General features: G+C 73.9%; 22 protein-coding genes. 11 read left to right on the top strand and 11 right to left on the bottom strand.

Annotated features, from left to right (window positions below):
* Positions 1 to 12: 12 nt before the first annotated feature.
* The 11 genes from Gocc_RS15635 to Gocc_RS02205 form a co-directional block, all read right to left on the bottom strand.
* On the bottom strand, positions 13 to 285 hold the full coding sequence (locus Gocc_RS15635; RefSeq protein WP_181813293.1) for a LysM peptidoglycan-binding domain-containing protein: 273 nt from the start codon (positions 283 to 285) through the stop codon (positions 13 to 15).
* 20 nt (positions 286 to 305) lie between these two features.
* On the bottom strand, positions 306 to 1,232 hold the full coding sequence (gene pyrF, locus Gocc_RS02245; RefSeq protein ID WP_114794895.1) for an orotidine-5'-phosphate decarboxylase: 927 nt from the start codon (positions 1,230 to 1,232) through the stop codon (positions 306 to 308).
* A complete protein-coding gene (locus tag Gocc_RS02240; RefSeq protein WP_114794894.1) occupies positions 1,229 to 2,890 on the bottom strand; it encodes an exonuclease domain-containing protein in 1,662 nt (553 codons plus the stop codon). Before Gocc_RS02240 ends, pyrF begins: the two co-directional genes overlap by 4 nt.
* A 93-nt stretch (positions 2,891 to 2,983) precedes the next feature.
* A complete protein-coding gene (locus Gocc_RS02235; protein ID WP_114794893.1) occupies positions 2,984 to 3,259 on the bottom strand; it encodes an HU family DNA-binding protein in 276 nt (91 codons plus the stop codon).
* Between the two features lie 69 nt (positions 3,260 to 3,328).
* Complete coding sequence (pyrE, locus tag Gocc_RS02230; RefSeq protein WP_220150397.1) at positions 3,329 to 3,886, bottom strand: orotate phosphoribosyltransferase; 558 nt, start codon at positions 3,884 to 3,886, stop codon at positions 3,329 to 3,331.
* Positions 3,883 to 4,068: a hypothetical protein gene (locus Gocc_RS16500; RefSeq protein ID WP_220150396.1), complete on the bottom strand. Its 186-nt coding sequence runs from the start codon at positions 4,066 to 4,068 to the stop codon at positions 3,883 to 3,885. The genes pyrE and Gocc_RS16500 overlap by 4 nt, the downstream gene beginning before the upstream one ends.
* On the bottom strand, positions 4,061 to 4,435 hold the full coding sequence (locus tag Gocc_RS02225; protein WP_114794891.1) for a roadblock/LC7 domain-containing protein: 375 nt from the start codon (positions 4,433 to 4,435) through the stop codon (positions 4,061 to 4,063). The genes Gocc_RS16500 and Gocc_RS02225 overlap by 8 nt, the downstream gene beginning before the upstream one ends.
* 82 nt (positions 4,436 to 4,517) lie before the next feature.
* Positions 4,518 to 5,069: a non-canonical purine NTP pyrophosphatase gene (locus Gocc_RS02220; RefSeq protein ID WP_220150395.1), complete on the bottom strand. Its 552-nt coding sequence runs from the start codon at positions 5,067 to 5,069 to the stop codon at positions 4,518 to 4,520.
* On the bottom strand, positions 5,066 to 5,779 hold the full coding sequence (rph, locus tag Gocc_RS02215) for a ribonuclease PH (RefSeq protein ID WP_245904863.1): 714 nt from the start codon (positions 5,777 to 5,779) through the stop codon (positions 5,066 to 5,068). Before rph ends, Gocc_RS02220 begins: the two co-directional genes overlap by 4 nt.
* Before the next feature lie 32 nt (positions 5,780 to 5,811).
* Positions 5,812 to 6,633 (bottom strand): glutamate racemase, encoded by an 822-nt coding sequence (gene murI / locus Gocc_RS02210; RefSeq protein ID WP_114794888.1) that lies wholly within the window; start codon positions 6,631 to 6,633, stop codon positions 5,812 to 5,814.
* Between the two features lie 334 nt (positions 6,634 to 6,967).
* Positions 6,968 to 7,816 (bottom strand): FliA/WhiG family RNA polymerase sigma factor, encoded by an 849-nt coding sequence (locus Gocc_RS02205; RefSeq protein WP_181813292.1) that lies wholly within the window; start codon positions 7,814 to 7,816, stop codon positions 6,968 to 6,970.
* A 216-nt stretch (positions 7,817 to 8,032) separates the two neighbouring features.
* On the opposite strand from Gocc_RS02205, the gene flgF reads away from it, so the two are divergent.
* From flgF to Gocc_RS02155, 11 genes are all read left to right on the top strand, one after another.
* Positions 8,033 to 8,752, top strand: a complete 720-nt coding sequence (flgF, locus tag Gocc_RS02200) for a flagellar basal-body rod protein FlgF (protein ID WP_114794886.1) — start codon at positions 8,033 to 8,035, stop codon at positions 8,750 to 8,752.
* 69 nt (positions 8,753 to 8,821) lie between these two features.
* Complete coding sequence (gene flgG / locus Gocc_RS02195; RefSeq protein WP_114794885.1) at positions 8,822 to 9,580, top strand: flagellar basal-body rod protein FlgG; 759 nt, start codon at positions 8,822 to 8,824, stop codon at positions 9,578 to 9,580.
* A complete protein-coding gene (locus Gocc_RS02190) occupies positions 9,580 to 9,870 on the top strand; it encodes a hypothetical protein (RefSeq protein WP_114794884.1) in 291 nt (96 codons plus the stop codon). Before flgG ends, Gocc_RS02190 begins: the two co-directional genes overlap by 1 nt.
* Positions 9,867 to 10,235: a hypothetical protein gene (locus Gocc_RS16495; protein ID WP_220150394.1), complete on the top strand. Its 369-nt coding sequence runs from the start codon at positions 9,867 to 9,869 to the stop codon at positions 10,233 to 10,235. The genes Gocc_RS02190 and Gocc_RS16495 overlap by 4 nt, the downstream gene beginning before the upstream one ends.
* Complete coding sequence (locus Gocc_RS16490; protein WP_220150393.1) at positions 10,232 to 10,711, top strand: flagellar protein FlgN; 480 nt, start codon at positions 10,232 to 10,234, stop codon at positions 10,709 to 10,711. The genes Gocc_RS16495 and Gocc_RS16490 overlap by 4 nt, the downstream gene beginning before the upstream one ends.
* Positions 10,711 to 12,057 carry a flagellar hook-associated protein FlgK gene (gene flgK, locus Gocc_RS02180; RefSeq protein WP_114794882.1) on the top strand — a complete coding sequence of 449 codons (1,347 nt, stop codon included), beginning with the start codon at positions 10,711 to 10,713 and terminating at the stop codon, positions 12,055 to 12,057. Before Gocc_RS16490 ends, flgK begins: the two co-directional genes overlap by 1 nt.
* Positions 12,058 to 12,061: 4 nt before the next feature.
* Positions 12,062 to 12,952, top strand: coding sequence for a flagellar hook-associated protein FlgL (gene flgL, locus Gocc_RS02175; RefSeq protein ID WP_114794881.1), 891 nt, complete (start codon positions 12,062 to 12,064; stop codon positions 12,950 to 12,952).
* A 3-nt stretch (positions 12,953 to 12,955) separates the two neighbouring features.
* Positions 12,956 to 13,438: a flagellar assembly protein FliW gene (gene fliW, locus Gocc_RS02170; protein ID WP_114794880.1), complete on the top strand. Its 483-nt coding sequence runs from the start codon at positions 12,956 to 12,958 to the stop codon at positions 13,436 to 13,438.
* A gap of 74 nt (positions 13,439 to 13,512) precedes the next feature.
* The gene (csrA, locus tag Gocc_RS02165) at positions 13,513 to 13,764 is read left to right on the top strand and encodes a carbon storage regulator CsrA (RefSeq protein ID WP_114794879.1); all 252 of its coding nucleotides are present in this window, start codon (positions 13,513 to 13,515) and stop codon (positions 13,762 to 13,764) included.
* 93 nt (positions 13,765 to 13,857) lie between these two features.
* A complete protein-coding gene (locus tag Gocc_RS02160) occupies positions 13,858 to 14,673 on the top strand; it encodes a flagellin N-terminal helical domain-containing protein (protein WP_114794878.1) in 816 nt (271 codons plus the stop codon).
* A 120-nt stretch (positions 14,674 to 14,793) separates the two neighbouring features.
* A complete protein-coding gene (locus Gocc_RS02155; protein ID WP_114794877.1) occupies positions 14,794 to 17,289 on the top strand; it encodes a TPR domain-containing glycosyltransferase in 2,496 nt (831 codons plus the stop codon).
* Positions 17,290 to 17,333 lie beyond the last annotated feature (44 nt).

Raw genomic sequence — 17,333 nt, 5'->3', positions numbered from 1 at the left:
GCGTCCGGCAATCTACTTGACCCGGATCCGCCGGCCGGCCCGCAGGCCGATCGGGTCGATGCCGGGGTTGAGGCGCAGCAGCTCGGCCACGGAGGTGCCGTGGCGCGCCGCGATCCGCTCGAGCGTGTCACCGGCGCGCACGCTCACGGTCTGCCCGCCCGCGGGCGCGACGACGGCGCCGCTCGATCCGGCCGGCCGCTCGCCGGCCCGCAGCCCGGAGCGCACGAGCAGGACCGCCACCGTGACGGCGAGCAGGAAGGCCGCCGGCGCCGCCACCCGTGCCACCGTCGCCCGGCTCGTCACGGCTACCAGCCCGCCGCCGCCCAGATCTCGGCGGCGAGGCGGGCCGCCTCGGCCCCGGCGGCGGCGCGCCAGTCGTCGTCGCTCTCGCGGTAGGCGTAGATGACCGAGCGCGACGCATTCACGAGGGCGCTCGCCGGGCCGCTCGTGAAGGCGCGGGCGACGTCGGCCGGCGTCGCCCCCTGCGCCCCGACGCCGGGAAGCAGGATGATCGCCTGCGGCATCGCGCGGCGCGCCTCGCCGATCGCCCGGGGCACCGTCGCACCGACGACCGCGCCGACGCTCGACATGCCCCGCTCGCCGAGCATGTCCTCTCCCCACTCGCGCACGAGCCCTGCGACGTGGCGCCACACCGGCGTGCCGTCGGAGAGGATCGCGTCCTGGATGTCGCGCCCGCCCCTGTTCGACGTGCGCACGAGCACGAACACGCCGGCGCCGTGGCGGCGGCAGGCGGCGAGAAACGGGTCCATCGAGTCGCTGCCGAGATACGGATTGACGGTGAGGGCGTCGGCGAGCCGCGGCTCGCTGCCGCGCGGCTCGAGGAACGCCGCCGCGTAGGCGCGCGCCGTCGACCCGATGTCGCCGCGCTTGCCGTCGGCGATGACGAGCAGGCCCGCTCCCGAGGCGTAGGCGCACACCGCCTCGAGCGCCGCCCATCCGTCCGCGCCGAGCGCCTCGAAGAACGCCGCCTGCGGCTTCACGGCGACCGCGTACGGGGCGACCGCGTCGACGATGCCCTTGCAGAACCGCTCCAGCGCAGCCGCGGCCGACGGCCGGCCCAGCACCGCCTCTCCGCGCAGCTCCATCGGCAGCAGATCGATGCGCGGGTCGAGGCCGACCACGAGCTGCGTGCGCTTGCGCTCGACGGCGTCGGCGACGCGATCGGAGAACGCGACGACGGGGGCGGCCGCATCGTCGGGGGGGACGGTCACGCAGCGAAGGCTACCCCCTGCACGGCCGACCGTATCGACGCCGCGTCGAGGGGCACCACACGCAGCTCCGGCGGCCGCCTGCGCAGCGTCGCAGCGACGAGGAGGAGCTCGTCGGCGTCCTCCGGCGCGAGCGACGGGACGGCCGCGTCCGCCGCGGCCAGGCCGGCGGCGATCTCGAGCGCGGCGCCCCCGCCCGGCGGCAGCGCCCGGCTGTCGACGACACGGCCGGCCGCGACGAAGAACGCGCGCACGAGGCCCGGCTCGCGCGCGGGCGCGAGGATGCAGATGCGCAGCCCGCGCAGCCGCTCGAGCTCCGCGACCGCGCAAGCGACCTGCTCGAGCGCATCGATGCGATCGCGCAGGCGGGCGGCGTCCTCGTAGCGCTGCTCCCGTGCGAGGCGGAGAAGGCGGGCCCGCAGCGGCGGCAGGGCGGCGCCGAGGTCGTCGCCCGCGAAGCCCGCGAGCGCCCGCGCCGCGCGCCGCGCGAGGCTCCGGCTCGCGATCGGCCCGTACGCCGTCCGCTCGCCGCCGCAGACCCAGCCGCCGCCGCGCCGGCGCAGGTACACGTGCCGGTCGGGACGCGTGCTGCGCGCGTTCGCCGGCGGGCGCAGCGCGCGCAGGAGCCGCAGCTCCTCCAGCGCCGCCTCGAGCTCGCTGCCGTGCTCGTGCCAGTCGATGCGCTCGACCGCGCCGAGGGCGGCTTCCACGGCCGGGCGCTGCCGGTCGCCCGAGAAGTACGAGCGCAGGCGCGCCCGCAGGTTCCGTGCGCGCCCGACGTACAGCGCCTGGCCGTGCTTGTCGCGAAACACGTACACACCGGGGGTGGTCGGCGCCGCCGCGACGAGCGCCCGCCTGGAGTGCAGGCGCCGGGCGCGAGGCGCGGACAGCTCGACGAGGTCGGCGACGGTGCGGGCGCCGCGCTCCTGCGCGAGCCCGACGAGCGCGAGCAGGATCTCGGCGGTCGCGCAGGCGTCGGCGAGCGCCCGGTGACACGGCTCGACGCTCGTCCCGAAGAAGCGGGCGAGCGCGCCGAGGCCGAACCGCCGCGTGCGCGCGCCGAGCAGGCGTCGCGCGAGCCAGACGGTGTCGACGACGGGGGCGGCGACGCGGCGGCCGGTCAGGCGCTCCACGGCGCGGTCGAGGAAGGCCATGTCGAAGCGCGCGTTGTGCGCGACGAGCACCGCGTCGCCGGCGAACGCGAGGAAGCGGCGCAGCGCGAGGTCGGGGCCCGGCGCGCCGCGAAGCTCGGCCGCCCCGATCCCCGTGAGCGCGCTGATCGCGGGCGGCAGCGACGCGCCCGGGTCGACGAGCGTCTCGAACGTGGCGCCCGCCTCGAGGGCGACGACGCGCTGGGCGCCGATCTCGACGATGCGGCACGTGGCCGCCGACAGCCCCGTCGTCTCGAGGTCGAAGACGACGAACGACGCCCGCTCGAGCGGGACATCGGAGCTCGCCGGCAGCGCTGCGCCGACGGCCGCCCCGTGCCAGGCGAGGCGCGCGTCTCCGACGACGATCTCGTCCAGCAGCGAGCGGGCGATCGCCGCCGGCGCCGACGCGAGCGCGAACAGCGCGCGCGCCGCCTCGACAGCGGGAACCGGGCCGCCCCGCGCCGCGATCAGGTCGACGAGCGTGTCGGCGGCGTCGAAGCGGAGCTGCATCGCCCGATCCTACGCGAACGTCCGTTCGTGTCAACGAGCGAAGGAAAGGGCCCTCGCGGGCCCTTTCAATTCCTCGGAGGAGGTGCGGCGGCCCTAGTTGACGGCCTTCTTGAGCTGGCTGCCGGCCGAGAACTTCGGCACGTTGGCGGCCGGGATATGCACCTTCTGGCTCGGGTTGCGGGGGTTGACGCCCTCGCGCTCCTTGCGGCGGGTGGTGTGGAACTTGCCGAACCCGGTGAAGGTCACCGTTTCGCCGGCCTTGAGCGCGCCCTCGACGACGTCGAGGAATGCGTCCACGGCCGTGCCGGCATCGCGCTTCGTCATGCCGGTCTTATGGGCGACTGCATCCACGAACTCCTGCTTGGTCACTGCCTCTCCTCCTGCGTAGACGGTCGTTGTCGGGACCGCCGGGGACACTAACACTCCGGCGGATTCGGCTCAACCATGCGGTTTTGCGGCACCTTTACGTGCGGCGAGGAGATCGCTCGCACGGTAGAGGGCCCGCAGCCGCACGCCGAGCCGCGCGAGGGCGTCGCTCCCGCCCTCTTCGCGGTCCACGACGCACAGCGCGTTGCGGACGATGAGACCGGCATCGCGTAGGGCCGACACCGACGCGGCGAGTGCGCCACCGGACGTGACGACGTCCTCCACGAGGCACACGAGGTCGCCCCGCTCGAACGGGCCCTCGATCCGGTTCGCCGTGCCGTATTCCTTGGTCTCACCGCGCACGATGATGAAGGGCAGGCCGGACGCCATGGATGCCGAAGCGGCCAGCGCAACCGCGCCGAGCGCCGGCCCGGCGAGCCGGACGGCACCGGGCTCGACCTCGCGCGCAGCCTCCGCGAGACGGTCGCCGAGCTGCCGCAGCAGGTCGGGTGACGTCTCGAAGCGGTACTTGTCGAGGTACCAGCTCGAGCGCCTGCCCGAGCGGAGCACGAAGTCGCCCTCGAGGAGCGCGTGCTCGACGAGGAGCCCGCCGAGCGCGTCGACCGTCACCGGGCGAGCGCCGCGCGGGCGATCTCGAGCATCCGCTCCCGCTGCGGCGCGCCCTCCTCGAGCGTGACGGCCGAGCCGTCGGCGTAGCCGACGGCGACGCGCTCGCCGCCGCCGCGCCCGCGGCGGCCGAAGAGCCACCATGCGCCGGCGGCGATCGCAGCGAGGCCGAGGAGCCTACGCACCGGCCGCATCCGATCCGGGCGGGGGCGACGCACCCTCGTCGAGCCGCCGCAGCGCCGTTCGCAGGTCGTAGAGCGCCAGTCCCGCGGTCGGCTCGGCGACCGTCGTGGCAACGGCGCTGCGGCCGCCCTCGCGGACGACGAACACGCTTCCCTGCGCGAGCGCGACCTCGACCCGTGTCACCTCGGGGCCGCCGGCGCGCACGTCCTCCGCGGCGGCCAGCAGCTCGGCGGCCAGCCGCGCGAGCTCCTCTCCACGCTCGGGCGTGCCCGTGCTCGCGAGCACGAAGCCGGTGCCGCCGAGGATCGCCGCCTCCTCGATCTGCGAGGAGAGCTCGGCCAGCTCCGCGAGTGCCTCGTTCGGCTCCATCCCGGGCCGAAGCTAGCAGACCGCCGTTCTCGCTCGCGGCCGCGGCCTCGACGCCGTGCCGCGGGCCGGCGAGGCGGCAGGGCTAGCGGCCCGTCGCGGCGGCGAGGGCCGTGGCGGCCCGCGCCCGGTGGGAGTTGGCCGCCTTCCACTCGTCGCCGAGCTCGGCGACGGTGCGGGTGTGTCCCGCCGGGACGAAGATCGGGTCGTAGCCGAAGCCGCCGTCGCCGCGGGGAGGCCCGGAGATCTCTCCCTCGAGCGTCCCGGTTACGACCGTCTCGGCGCCGTCGGGCGCGAGCGCCACGATCGTGCACACGTAACGCGCGCGACGGTCCGCGACGCCCTCGAGCTCGGCCAGCAGGCGCGAGACGCCGTCGTCTGCCCAGCGGGCGGACGTGATCCCGGGCATGCCTCCGAGCGCGGCCGCCTCGATGCCGGAGTCCTCCCCGATCACCCACTCGTCGGGGGCCGCGTGCGCGCGAGCGAAGAGCGCCTTGGCGCGCGCGTTCTCGACGTACGTCGCCCCGGTCTCGGGGGGGACGTCGCCCGCCTCGAGCAGCTCGATCCGCCAGCCGGGCAGCGCGCGGCGCAGCTCGACGAGCTTGTGAGCGTTGCCGGAGGCGAGCCGCACCTTCACGGGAGCGGCAGGGCGCACGCGGCGCGCTGGGCGTCGGCGAGCTCGCCGACACCGGCGGCCGCGAGGTCGAGCAGCGCGTCGAGCTCGTCGCGCGAGAACGGGTCGCGTTCGGCGGTCGCCTGCACCTCGACGAGCCTGCCGTCGGCGGTCATCACGACGTTCATGTCGGTGTCGGCCTGCGAGTCCTCGACGTAGTCGAGATCGAGCAGCGCCTCGCCGCCGACGATGCCGACCGAGACCGCCGCGACCGAGCCGGGCAGCGCCTTCGAGAGGCCGAAGCGGTCGAGCGCGCGGTAGGCGGCCACGTAGGCGCCCGTGATCGCGGCGCAGCGCGTGCCGCCGTCCGCCTGCAGCACGTCGCAATCCAGCCACAGCGTGCGCTCGCCGAGCGCCTCGAAGTCGCAGACCGCTCGCAGCGCGCGACCGATCAGCCGCTGGATCTCGACCGTGCGCCCGTCGGGGCGGCCGCGCGAGACGCCGCGCTGCGTGCGCTCGCCGGTCGAGGCGGGCAGCAGCGAGTACTCGGCCGTCATCCACCCGCGCCCCTTGCCGCGCAGCCAGCGCGGGATGTCCTGCTCGACCGTCGCGGTGCAGAGCACGCGCGTCTTGCCCTGCGACCAGAGCACGCACCCGTGCGGCTGCTCGAGGAAGTCGGGCAGCACGTCGAGGGCTCGCAGCTCGTCCGCTCGGCGTCCGTCGTGTCGGGCCACTGGCTCTCCTCCGGTCGGGGTCGGGGTCGCGGTCATGCGGCCGCGCGCTCGAGGTCGGCGACCGCGACCTGCTCCACGGTGCCGATCGGCAGCTGCAGGAAGCGGCTCCCCATCGAGCGGAACGCGTCGGGGTCGCCGGTCGTGAGGAAGCGGTACGAGCCCTCGCGCCCCGGATCGTTCTCGATCCCCTTGCGCGCGAGCGTCTCGGCCACCTCGCGCGCCGTCTCGTCGGCCGAGAACACGAGCGTGACGTCGCGCCCGAACACCCGTTGCAGGATCGGGCGGATCAGGGGGTAGTGGGTGCAGCCGAGGACGACCGTGTCGACCCCCGCCGCCTTCAGCGGCGCAGCCACCTCGCGGACGGCCGCGACGGTGGCCTCGCCGAACGGGTCGTCGCCCTCGATCAGCGGCACGAGCCCGGGGCAGGCGACGGGAACCACCTCGACGCCCGCGTCCGCGGCGCCGATCATCGCCTCGTAGCGGCCGCTCGCGACGGTGGCCTCCGTCGCCATCAGGCCGACACGGCGGTTGCGCGTCGCCCGCGCCGCCGCGCGCGCCTCCGGCTGGATCACGCCGAGCACGGGCACGGAGAGCGTGCGCTGCAGGTCGGGCAGCGCGGCGGCGGTGGCCGAGTTGCACGCTGCCACGACGAGCTTGACGCCCTGGCGCTCGAGGTAGCCCGCGATCTCGAGCGCGAAGCGCCGGATCTCCGCCAGCGGGCGCGGGCCGTACGGCAGCCGCGCGCCGTCGCCGAGGTACGTGAAGTCCTCGTGCGGAAGCGTCACCAGGCACTCGTGGAGGACGGTGAGACCGCCCGCGCCGGAGTCGAACACGCCGATCGGGCGGGCATCCATGGCGGGCAGTGTAGAAGCAGCGCCGCACGGCCGGCCGACGGAGCCCGCTCCGCCCCGGTGCGGCCACTCTTCCGCCGCGGCACGCGGCGCTTGCCTCCGGCGCGCGCGACCACGGCCGCCGCGGCGGGCTGCTCGCGGTCGACGGGGCGAAGGAGGTCGCGGACACGGCATCCGCGTTCACCTGGCTCGCCGCCCGTCCCGACGTCGCCGACGGCAAGAGGAGCCGGCGTCGCGGTCGCCGCAGGCGCGGGCGAGCCCGTCGAGCAGCCGGAGGAGAACGGGGTCGCCGCCCTGGCTCTCGAGCATCTGAGCCGTGTCGGCCACGGGATGCATCTCACGCCGCCGCGACGGCGGCCTGCTCGGCCTCGGATTCCTGAGACTCCGGCCAGAGGTGCCGGAGGCGGGCGCGGAGGCGGACGAGCGCCTGTGCCTGGAGCTGGGAGACCCGCGAGTCGGTCACGCCGAGCATCGACGAGATCGCGCGCAGCGGCAGCTCCTCGTAGTAGAAGAGCACGAGCACGAGCCGCTCCCGCTCCGGCAGAGCGTCGATCGCCTTGACGAGCAGCTCCCGCTGCTCCTCGAGCTCGAGCTCGCTAACCGGCTCGTCGGCGTTGGCGTCTGCGATGCGGCTGTAGAGGTCGAGGCCGTCGTCCGCCTCGCCGGCGCCCGACAGGGTGCGGTCGAGCGCGACGAGCGAGCTGCGACCGATCTCGACGAGCGCGTCGTCGAGCTCCTCGCGCGAGACGCCGAGCTCGTCCGCGACCTCGTCCCAGGATGGGGACCCCCCTGTCCGCTGCTCGAGCTTCCGCAGGGTCTGCTCGATCCGGCGCTGGCTCGTCCGCAGCGAGCGCGGCGCCCAGTCGAGCGAGCGCATGCGGTCGAGCATGGCGCCCCTGATCCGCGTCAGCGCGAAGCTCTCGAACTTGACGCCCTCGGAGGGGCGGAAGCGGTCGACGGCCTCGATCAGGCCGATGAGGCCGTCGCTGATCAGATCGGACCTCTCTACGTGGTCGGGCAGCGTCGAGCCGACGCGGCCGGCGACGTACTTCACAAGCGGCGCGTAGGTGAGGATCAGGCGGTCGCGGGTGCGTGGGCAGCGGGTGCGCGTGAAGCTTCTCCACAACTCCTCGAGCTCCTTGTTGACACGTGTCGGATCGGGAAGCGTGGTGGGCGCGGTGCTCATGCTTTCGCTGTCACTCCTGGAGTCGGACGGTCGACTTTCATCCCTCCCATCGGTATGAGCTCGGATTCGTCGCATCCCCTATTCGGCGTCTCGTCCGTCGTCGCCGGTTTTGAGCGAGCAGACCGTTGGCGGCGGTCGACGATCGCTGCGACATCGCTCTCAGATCCGGCCGGGCGCTGCCGACAGACCCGCAACCGAACCGAAGGAGACACTCGGATGGAGCGCGGCCTCTACATCGCAGCCAGCGGGATGCTGGTCAACCAGCTCAGGCTCGACGTGGTCGCGAACAACCTCGCCAACGCGGGCACGGCCGGCTACAAGGGCGACCGCACGGCGTCGCGTAGCTTCGGGGACATGCTGCTCCAGAACCTCGAGGACGGCGCCCCGGTCGGCCCGCTCAGCCTCGGCGCGCAGACCAACGGCGTCGAGACGTCCTTCGACCAGGGCGCGCTCCGCGTGACGGAGCGCGAGCTCGACCTCGCGATCTCCGGCAACGCCTTCTTCGCCGTGGAGACCCCGGACGGCGTGCGCTACACCCGCGACGGCTCGTTCCGGCGCGACGCCGACGGCTACCTCGTCACCGCCGCCGGCCGCCGCGTGCTCGGCGAGTCGGGACCGCTCCGGCTCGCGGAAGGCAAGGTGACGGTGGGCGCGGACGGGACGATCTCCGTCGGCGGCGCCGAGGCCGGCCGCCTGCGCCTGGCGGCGCTCGAGGGCGCGCGCAAGGAGGGCGGCGGGCTACTCGCCGGCGAGCCCCGCGCCGCCACGGGCGCCTCCGTCCAGCAGGGCTACCTCGAGGCCGCGAACGTCGACGCCGTGACGCAGATGGTCGCGATGATCGAGATAATGCGCAGCTTCGAGAGCGGCCAGAAGGCGGTCCAGGCGATCGACGAGACGCTCCAGAAGGCCGTCAACGAGGTCGGCCGCACCGGCTGACTTCCGCCCTAAAGCCCCGGCGGACGGCGCCGACACCTCGCGTCGAGCCCGACCCAGGCAGGAGGACACATGAGCGACGCCCTTAGGGCCGCAGCCAGCGGCATGGCGGCCCAGCAGCTTCGGATCGACACGATCGCCAACAATCTCTCGAACGCGAACACGCCGGGCTTCAAGGCGAGCCGCGCGAGCTTCGGCGACCTCCTCTACCGCGACGCCTCCACCGGCAGCAGTACGGCGGCCGGCGTCCGCGTCGGCAGCGGCGCCGCCGCCGTCTCCGTCGACCGCGACGACGCGACGGGCGTGCTGCAAGAGACGGGACGTCCGACCGATCTCGCGATCGAGGGCCGCGGTTTCTTCCGGGTGCGCGGCGCCGACGGAAGCGTGTCCTACACGCGCGCGGGGAACTTCCAGCTCGACGCGAACGGCCGTCTCGTGACGCCGGGCGGCGATCTGCTCGATCCGCCGGTCGCGCTGCCCGCGGGCGCATCCGGCCTCACCGTCGGCACGGACGGCCGGGTCGGCGCCACGGGCGCCGACGGTCGCAGGGTCGAGCTCGGCCGGATCACCCTCGCCACCTTCGCGAACCCGGCCGGCCTTGCCCCCAGCGGCGACGGCCTCTTCACGGCGACGGACGCGTCCGGCCCGGCGCGGGCGCTGGAGCCCGGCCGGGGCAACGCCGTCCTCCAGGGCCGGCTCGAGTCCTCGAACGTCTCCCTGATGACCGAGATGACCTCCCTGATCGAGGCGCAGCGCGCCTTCGGGATGCTGAGCAAGGTCGTCTCGGCCTCCGACGAGATGTACGGCATCGCCAACGGCCTCAAGCGCTGATGCCCGGACCGGTCGACGGTGTCGCCCTTCCCCCCGGCGTCCTCCCGCCGGCCACGCCGGAGCAGCGCCGCCTGCTCGGGCAGACGCTCGAGTTCGAGTCGCTCCTGCTCTCGTTCCTCACGCGGGAGCTGACCGCCTCTGCCCCGCTCGCCGGCGAGGCGGCCGACGCCGGCGGCATCTACGGGCAGCTCCTCGCCGAGCAGCTCGCCGGCGCGATCGCCGCCGGCGGCGGCGTCGGCATCGCCGGCGCGGTCTACGGCCAGCTCGCCGGGCGCGGGGAGGCGTCGTGAACCTCTGCGTCGTCTGCGGCAGCGGCCGCGCGGCCGACGCGAGCGGGACATGCCTGCCCTGCGCCGAGCGCCGCGAGGCCAGCTTCAGGTCCGTGCGCACCTACCTCTACGAGAACGCGCGCGCGACCGTCGACGAGATCGCGCGCGCCACCGGCGTGAGCGAGGGCGATGTCTTCGCGCTCCTCAACGAAGGCCGGCTCACCGGTCACGGCCGCGGCGTCCCGCAGCCGGCCTGCCACTGCGGCCAGCCGGGGCTCGACTCGCTCGACGGGCGCTGCCCGGACTGTCACAACCGGCTCGCGCGGCGGATCGCCCGCCTGCCCGCGGACGTGCGGGAGGAGTTCGAGCGGTGGGGCAAGACGTGAGCGCCGCCGCCCTCGCGGGCCACCTCGCGAGCCAGGTGGAGCTGCAGCGCAAGCTGCTCTCGCTCGCACACGCCGAGGAGGAAGCGCTCCGCCGCGGCGACCTGCGCGCGCTTCGCACGATCACCGCCGAGCAGGAGGGGGCCGTCCTCGACGGCGCCCGCCTCGAGCGCGCCCGCGCGGACGAGGCGCTCCGGCTCTGCGAGCAGCTCGGGCTCGGGCCCGACGCGAGCGCCGCCGAGCTCGCCGCCGCGCTGCCGGGCGACGAGGGCGACGGGCTCGAGCAGGCGGCGGCGGAGTTGCGCGCACTCGTCGCGGAGCTGCTCGACCTGAACCGGCGCAACCGGTCGCTGATCGAGCAGGAGCTCGGCACGATCGACCACCTCGTGCGCGGCGTGATCCTCGGCCAGGCCTCGCGCACCGACGACGCGCGCGCGCTGCCGCCGGCCCCGCCGCGGCTCGTGGACAGGGAGGCCTGATGCGCTCGACGTTCTTCGGCCTCGAGATGTCCCTGCGCGCGCTGCTCGCGCAGCAGCAGGCGCTCGAGACGACGGCGCACAACGTCGCCAACGCGAACACCTCGGGCTACACGCGACAGGTGGCGGTGCTCCAGACGACGCTCCCGCACAGCGACGCGGCGCTGAACCGCCCCGTCGCGCCCGGCCAGTACGGGACCGGGGTGAGCGTGACGGAGTTCCGGCGCCTGCGCGACACGTTCCTCGACTCCCAGGTGCGGGCGCAGCTCGCCCGCCAGGCCGGCCAGCAGGCACGGAGCAACACGCTCGAGCAGGTCGAGCTCGTGCTCAACGAGCCGCAGGACACCGGCCTCCATGCGGTGCTCAACCGCTTCTGGGGCTCGTGGCAGGAGGTGGCCGTCAACCCGGAAAGCTACGCGGGCCGCCAGTCGCTGCTCCAGAACGCCTCTTCGCTCGCCACCGCGCTCAACGAGACCGACCGCATGCTCGCCGACCTCGAGACGCAGACCGACACGCAGCTCACGCTCGCGGTCGGCGAGGCGAACTCCCTGGCCGGCAGGATCGCGAAGCTCAACGTGGCGATCGGCGACAACGCGGTCGCCGACCTGACCTCGAACGACCTCATGGACGAGCGCGACCGGCTGCTCGACGAGCTGGCCGCGCTGGGCGACGTCACCGTGGCGACCGACTCCTCCGGCCGCGTCACCGTCATGCTCGCGGGAAAGGCGGTCGTCGACCCCTCCGCGGCCGGCGGCACCAACGCGCTCGTCGCCGCCGACGTCACGGGCACGGCTCCCTCGAGCGGGAAGCTCCGCGCGCTGTACGACCTGCGCAACGACGTCCTGCCGGGCTACCGCGGCCGGCTCGACACGCTCGCGTCCGGCATCGCGAACGCCGTGAACGCGCAGCACGCCGCCGGCGTCGACCAGAACGGCGCCGCCGGCGGCGCGTTCTTCAGCGGCTCCACCGCGGCGACGCTCGCCGTCGCCGTGAGCGACCCGCGGCTCGTCGCCGCCAGCTCGTCCGGTGCGCCCGGCGACGGCTCGAACGCGCTGGCGGTCGCCCGCATCCAGGACCAGGCGGTCGTCGCGGGCGCGCGGCCGGGCGACTACTACCGCGCGCTCGTCGCCGACATCGGTGTCGCCGCGCGCGACGCGCGGCAGGCGGGGGCGAACGCCACGGCGCTCGCCGACGCGCTGCGCAACCGGCGCGAGTCGGTGAGCGGCGTCTCCCTCGACGAGGAGATGGCGAACATGGTGCGGTTCCAGCAGGCCTACGCGGCAGCCGGGCGCCTGCTCTCGACGATGGATCAGATGCTCGACGACCTGATCAACCGGATGGGGCGCTAGCGCCGTGCGGATCACGAACGGGATGCTGAGCCGGTTGCTACTCGCCGACGTCGACCGGACGCGGCAGGACCTGGCGTCGATCTCGGAGCAGATGGCATCGGGGCGCCGGATCCAGCGTGCCTCCGACGACCCGCTCGGCACCGGCCGCGTGCTCGAGCTCGAGGAGATGCTCGCGCGGACAGGCCAGCACCGGCGCAACGCCGGCGACGCCCGCACGTGGCTCGACGCGACCGACACCGCGCTCGGGCAGATGACCGACCTCACCCAACGCGCGCGCGAGCTCGCGCTCCGCGGCGCCAACAGCACCTTCGGCCAGGTCGAGCGCGAGAGCATCGCGCTCGAGGTCGACCAGCTCGTCGACGCCGTCAAGGCGGAGGGGAACGCGAGCTACGCCGGGCGCTACCTGTTCGGCGGCACGAAGACCGACCAGCCGCCCTACCTCCTCGGCGGCACGGACGACGCCTACTACGGCGATGCCGGCACGATCGACCGCGAGGTCTCCGCCGGCGTCTCCGTGCGGCTGAACGTCACCGGGACGGATGCCGTCGGGTCGGGCCCGGGAGGCCTGCTGGCCGCGCTGCGGAAGCTCGCGTCCGACCTCCGCGCCGGCGACGTCGGCGCGGTCGGCGGCGCCGACCTGGCGGCGATCTCCGGTCACCTCGACACCCTGATCGGGCAGCGGGCGCTCGTGGGCGCCAGGACGAACCGGGTCGATCTGGCGGCGAGCCGGGTCGATGAGCTCGAGCTCTCGCTGAAGAAGCTCCAGTCCGAGACCGCGGACGCGGACCTCGCGGCGCTGGCGATGGGCTACAGTATGCGCTCCTCCGCGCTGCAGGCGGCCCTCCAGGCCGGGGCGAAGATGATCCAGCCGACCCTGATGGACTTCCTCGACTAAGACATGCGCATCGAGAGCACGCGCTTCGGCGCCTTCGACGTCGCGGACGACGCGCTCCTCCGCTTCCCGCGCGGCCTGGCAGGCTTCCCCGGTTCGGCGCGGTACGCGCTCCTCGCGCGCTCGCCCGAGGACCCCTTCTACTGGCTGCACTCGGCCGACGAGCCCGGCGTCGCCTTCCCGGTGACGGATCCCTGGGCGTTCCACCCGAAGTACCAGCTCGAGATCGGCGACGACGACCTCGCGCTGCTCGAGACGTCCGACCCGGCGGAGCTCGGGTTCTTCGCGGTCGTCGTGATCGCGCCCGACCCGGCGGCGTCGACGATCAACCTGCTCGCGCCGGTGGTCGTCAACCTGGAGCGCCGGCTCGGCGCCCAGGTGCTGAACAAGGTCGAGGCCTCGCCGAGCGCGCCGCTCTTCGCGGGCGAGGTGGACGAGCCCAGGTCGCCCGCGAAGGCGGGAGCGATCACGCTCCTGCCCGGCGCCTGACGCTCAGGCGGCGCAAGCGCCCCATCTTTTGGCGTGTAGACTCGCGCGACCACGGCTGCCAGGGAGGGCGCACGATGCTCGTGCTCACGCGCGCGAAGAACGAGGCGATCATGATCGGGGACGACATCCGGATCGAGGTCGTCGACGTCGTCGGAGGCGGGCGCCAGGTCCGGATCGGGATCAGCGCGCCGCGCTCGACGCCGGTCTTCCGCGAGGAGGTCTACCGCGCGATCCAGGTGGAGAACGAGCGCGGCTCGGCGGTCTCCCCCGACGCTCTCGCCGCGGCGGCCAGCCTCGTCGAGGACCGCCGGCGAAAGCAACCCTAAAACCGGCCGGCGCACGGCCGACAAGGCCAGACACGCCGCCAATCGGGTCGACACGGACGTCGTCCCACAATCCATCAAGGAGGATGGAACGTCATGGCACTTCGCATCAACAACAACGTCGAGGCGTACACCGCCCACCGCTGGCTGGTGAAGACCGGCGACCTGCTCGCCAAGTCGTCGGAGAAGCTCAGCTCCGGCTACCGGATCAACCGAGCGGCCGACGACGCCGCCGGGCTCGGCATCTCGCAGAAGATGCGCGCGCAGATCAAGGGCCTCGAGCAGGCCAGCCGGAACGCCCAGGACGGCGTCTCGCTCGTCCAGACTGCGGAAGGCGCGCTGGCCACCGTGCACGAGATGCTCAACCGCGTCCGCGAGCTGGCCGTCCAGTACAACAACAACACGCTCTCGGCCGCCGACAAGGCGAACATCACGGCCGAGGTCAAGGCGCTCGGCGACGAGATCTCCCGCATGGGCGACCAGACGAAGTTCAACGGCATCGCCCTGCTCACGGGCAGCGCGACGGTGACCTTCCAGGTCGGCGCCAACGACGGCGAGGCGATCTCCGTCACCGCCGGCAAGCTCTACGGCGGCGACTCGACCTTCAAGGTCGATTCGGGGATCTTCACGTTCGCGGCGACCGCGACGCTCGCGTCGATCGACACGGCGATCGCGAACGTGGCCGACCTGCGGGCGTCGTTCGGTGCGACGCAGAACCGGCTCGAGTACGCGATCCAGAACCTGGCCGTGTACCGGGAGAACCTGGCGGCCTCCGAGTCGCGGATCCGCGACCTGGACGTCGCCTCGGAGATGGTGAACTTCACCAAGCTCCAGATCATGCAGCAGGCCGGTATGTCGATGCTCGCCCAGGCGAACACCTCGCCGCAGGCGGTGTTGAGCCTCCTGCGCTAACCGCGGGCACGGCAGGGAACGGCACGCTCTCGAGGGCGGCGGGGCACGACCCCCGCCGCCCTATCCGCCTACCGAGACGCTCGCCCTCAAATAGCACCCCTCCCGGCCGACTGAGCCTCCATGGCCATCCGGATCTCACAGGTCAAGACGTCCGGCGCGGTCGCGCCGGCGGTCGTCGCGAAGCGCGAGGGTGCCGGTGCGGCGGTCGCCGCCCTCCGCGCGCTGGCGTCCTCGCCGGACTTCGCCCGCGAGGCGGACGCCGTCGCAGCCGTGGTCGCGACCCCCGGCGGGCTCGCGCACGCCGCCGCCTTCGCAGGCGCCGCGCTCGCGTGCGAGGACGACCAGGCGGGCTACACCGCCGTGCGGGGATGCGCCCTGCGCCTGCTGGAGCTCGCTGCGGCGAGCGACGACCGGAGCTGGCCGGCCGTGTTCGCGGCCGCGGGCGAGCTGCTCTGCGTCTATCTCGAGGAGCGGCCGGCGGAGCCGCTGCTGGTCAACTTCCTCGGCGTCTGCCTGCACGAGCTGAACGAGCCCGCCGCGGCGCGGAGGCTCTTCCGGCGCGCGCTCGCGCTCGCGCCCGACACGCCCGACGCCGAGGGGAACCTCGCGGAGGCCGAGCGGCGGCTGCGTCACCCGCTGGAGGCGCGCTTCGCTCCCGGTGTCAACGCGCGCATCCGTCCGCTCCGGCAGCGCGCGGAGCGGATCGTCTCCATGGCGAGGCCGGCGGAGACGGCGCGAATCTCGCTCTGCATGATCGTCAAGGACGAGGAGGAGCTGCTGCCCGCGTGCCTCGACTCCGTCAGGGAGCACGTCGACGAGCTGATCGTGGTCGATACGGGCTCGACCGACCGCACCCGCGAGATCGCGAGCGAGCGCGGCGCGACCGTGATCGACTTCGCCTGGACCGGCTCTTTCTCGGATGCCCGCAACGTCTCGCTCGAGCACGCGACCGGCGACTGGATCCTCTATCTCGACGCCGACGAGCAGCTCGTCGGCGACGACGGCGCGAGGCTGCGCGCGCTCGCCGGGCAGACGTGGCGGGAGGGCTTCTACCTGAACGAGCGGAACTTCACCGGCAGCGAGGAGCTGGGCTCGTCCACGAGCCACCTCGCCTTCCGTCTCTTCCGGAACCGTCGTCGCTACCGCTTCGAGGGCATCGTCCACGAGCAGAAGATCCACCTGTTCCCGCTGCACCTGCCCGAGCGGTTCGCCGTGTGCGACGTCCGCATCAACCACTACGGCTACCTGAAGCAGCGGATGATCGACCGCGGCAAGTCGCGGCGCAACCGCGAGCTGCTCGAGCGGGAGGCGCGCGAGCATCCCTCCCCCTTCAACGACTTCAACCTCGGCTCCGAGTACTCGTGGCTCGGCGACTACGCGACCGCCCGGCGCCACTACGAGCGCGGCCTCGCCGCGCTCCAGCGCGATCCCGGCTGGCGCAACTCGCAGTTCGCGCCGATGCTCGTCGTGCGGCTGGCGGAGGCGCTTCGCGCCACCGAGCCCGACGCGGCGCGATCGTACATCGAGGAGGCGCTCGGCTGGTATCCGGATCACACGGAGCTCGTGTTCGAGCGCGGCGTTCTCGAGCTCGACGCGGGCCGGCTCGACGACGCGGAGCAGGCGTTCCGGCGCGCGCTCGAGCTCGGCGACGCCGAGCTGCGCCTCAGCCCGGTGACGGGCCCGGGAACCTTCCTCGCTCTCTGCGGCCTCGGTCACGTGCAACGCCGCCGGGGCGAGCCCGACGAGGCAGCCGGGAGCTTCGAGCGATGCGTCCGCGAATGGCCCGAGTACAGCCCGGCGCTGCTCGATCTCGTCAACCTCCTGCTCGAGCACGATCCCGACCGGGTCGAGGAGCGCCTGCTCGCGCTCGGCGTCGAGTGGACGAGCGCCGCCTGCCTGTTCGTCGCCACCGCCTTCTACGAGCGCCGCCGCCTGGAGCAGGCCGAGTCGTGGTTCCGCCGAGCCCTCGAACGTGCACCCGGGCACGCCCCGTCGCTCGTCGGGCTGGGTGAGACCCACCTCTCGCTCCGCCGCTGGGACGATGCGGAGGAGGTGCTCGCACGCGTCCCTGACGGACATCCGCTCGCGCCCGCCGCCCTGCGCGGGCGCTCCTTCGCCGCCGTGTGCGCGGGCAACCTGAGCGCCGCGGAGAAGCACGCGAACGCGCTTGCCGGCAGCGCGCCCGACGAGGCCTTGCTCTACCGCGCCTGGGTCGCGCTCGAGCGCGACGCGGCGGCCCGGCCGGACGTCCCGGCGGCGGCGGCCGTCCTCTGCTTGACGAACCTGGAGGCGCTCGTGCGCATCGAGGAGTTCGAACGCTTCGAGCGGCTGCTGCCCGCCTTCGAGGCTGCGGTGCCGGACGAGCGGGCGCGCCGTGTCGCGCTCGCGCGTCTCTACGAGCGGCACGACTTCGACGCGCTCGCGCTCGAGGAGTGGCACGCCGTGCTCGAACGCTTCGGCCCCGACGCCGAGGTCCTGTACGGTCTCGGGCGCGCGGCGACGCGCCAGGAGCTCTGGAGCCACGCCGCCGAGCTGCTGGAAGGAGCGGTCGAGCTCGACGCCGGCCACGTGCAGGCACGCGAGCTGCTCGCCCTCGTCGCGCAGCGCGCCGCCTAGCGGAAGTCGCCCTCAAGCAGCGCCGCGCGCGGCCGATAACCGTC

Origin of the sequence: Gaiella occulta, assembly GCF_003351045.1 — a bacterium.
GTDB lineage: Bacteria > Actinomycetota > Thermoleophilia > Gaiellales > Gaiellaceae > Gaiella > Gaiella occulta.
The sequence above is the reverse complement of the archived record's forward strand: the minus strand, read 5'-3'. Positions and strand labels throughout refer to the sequence as shown.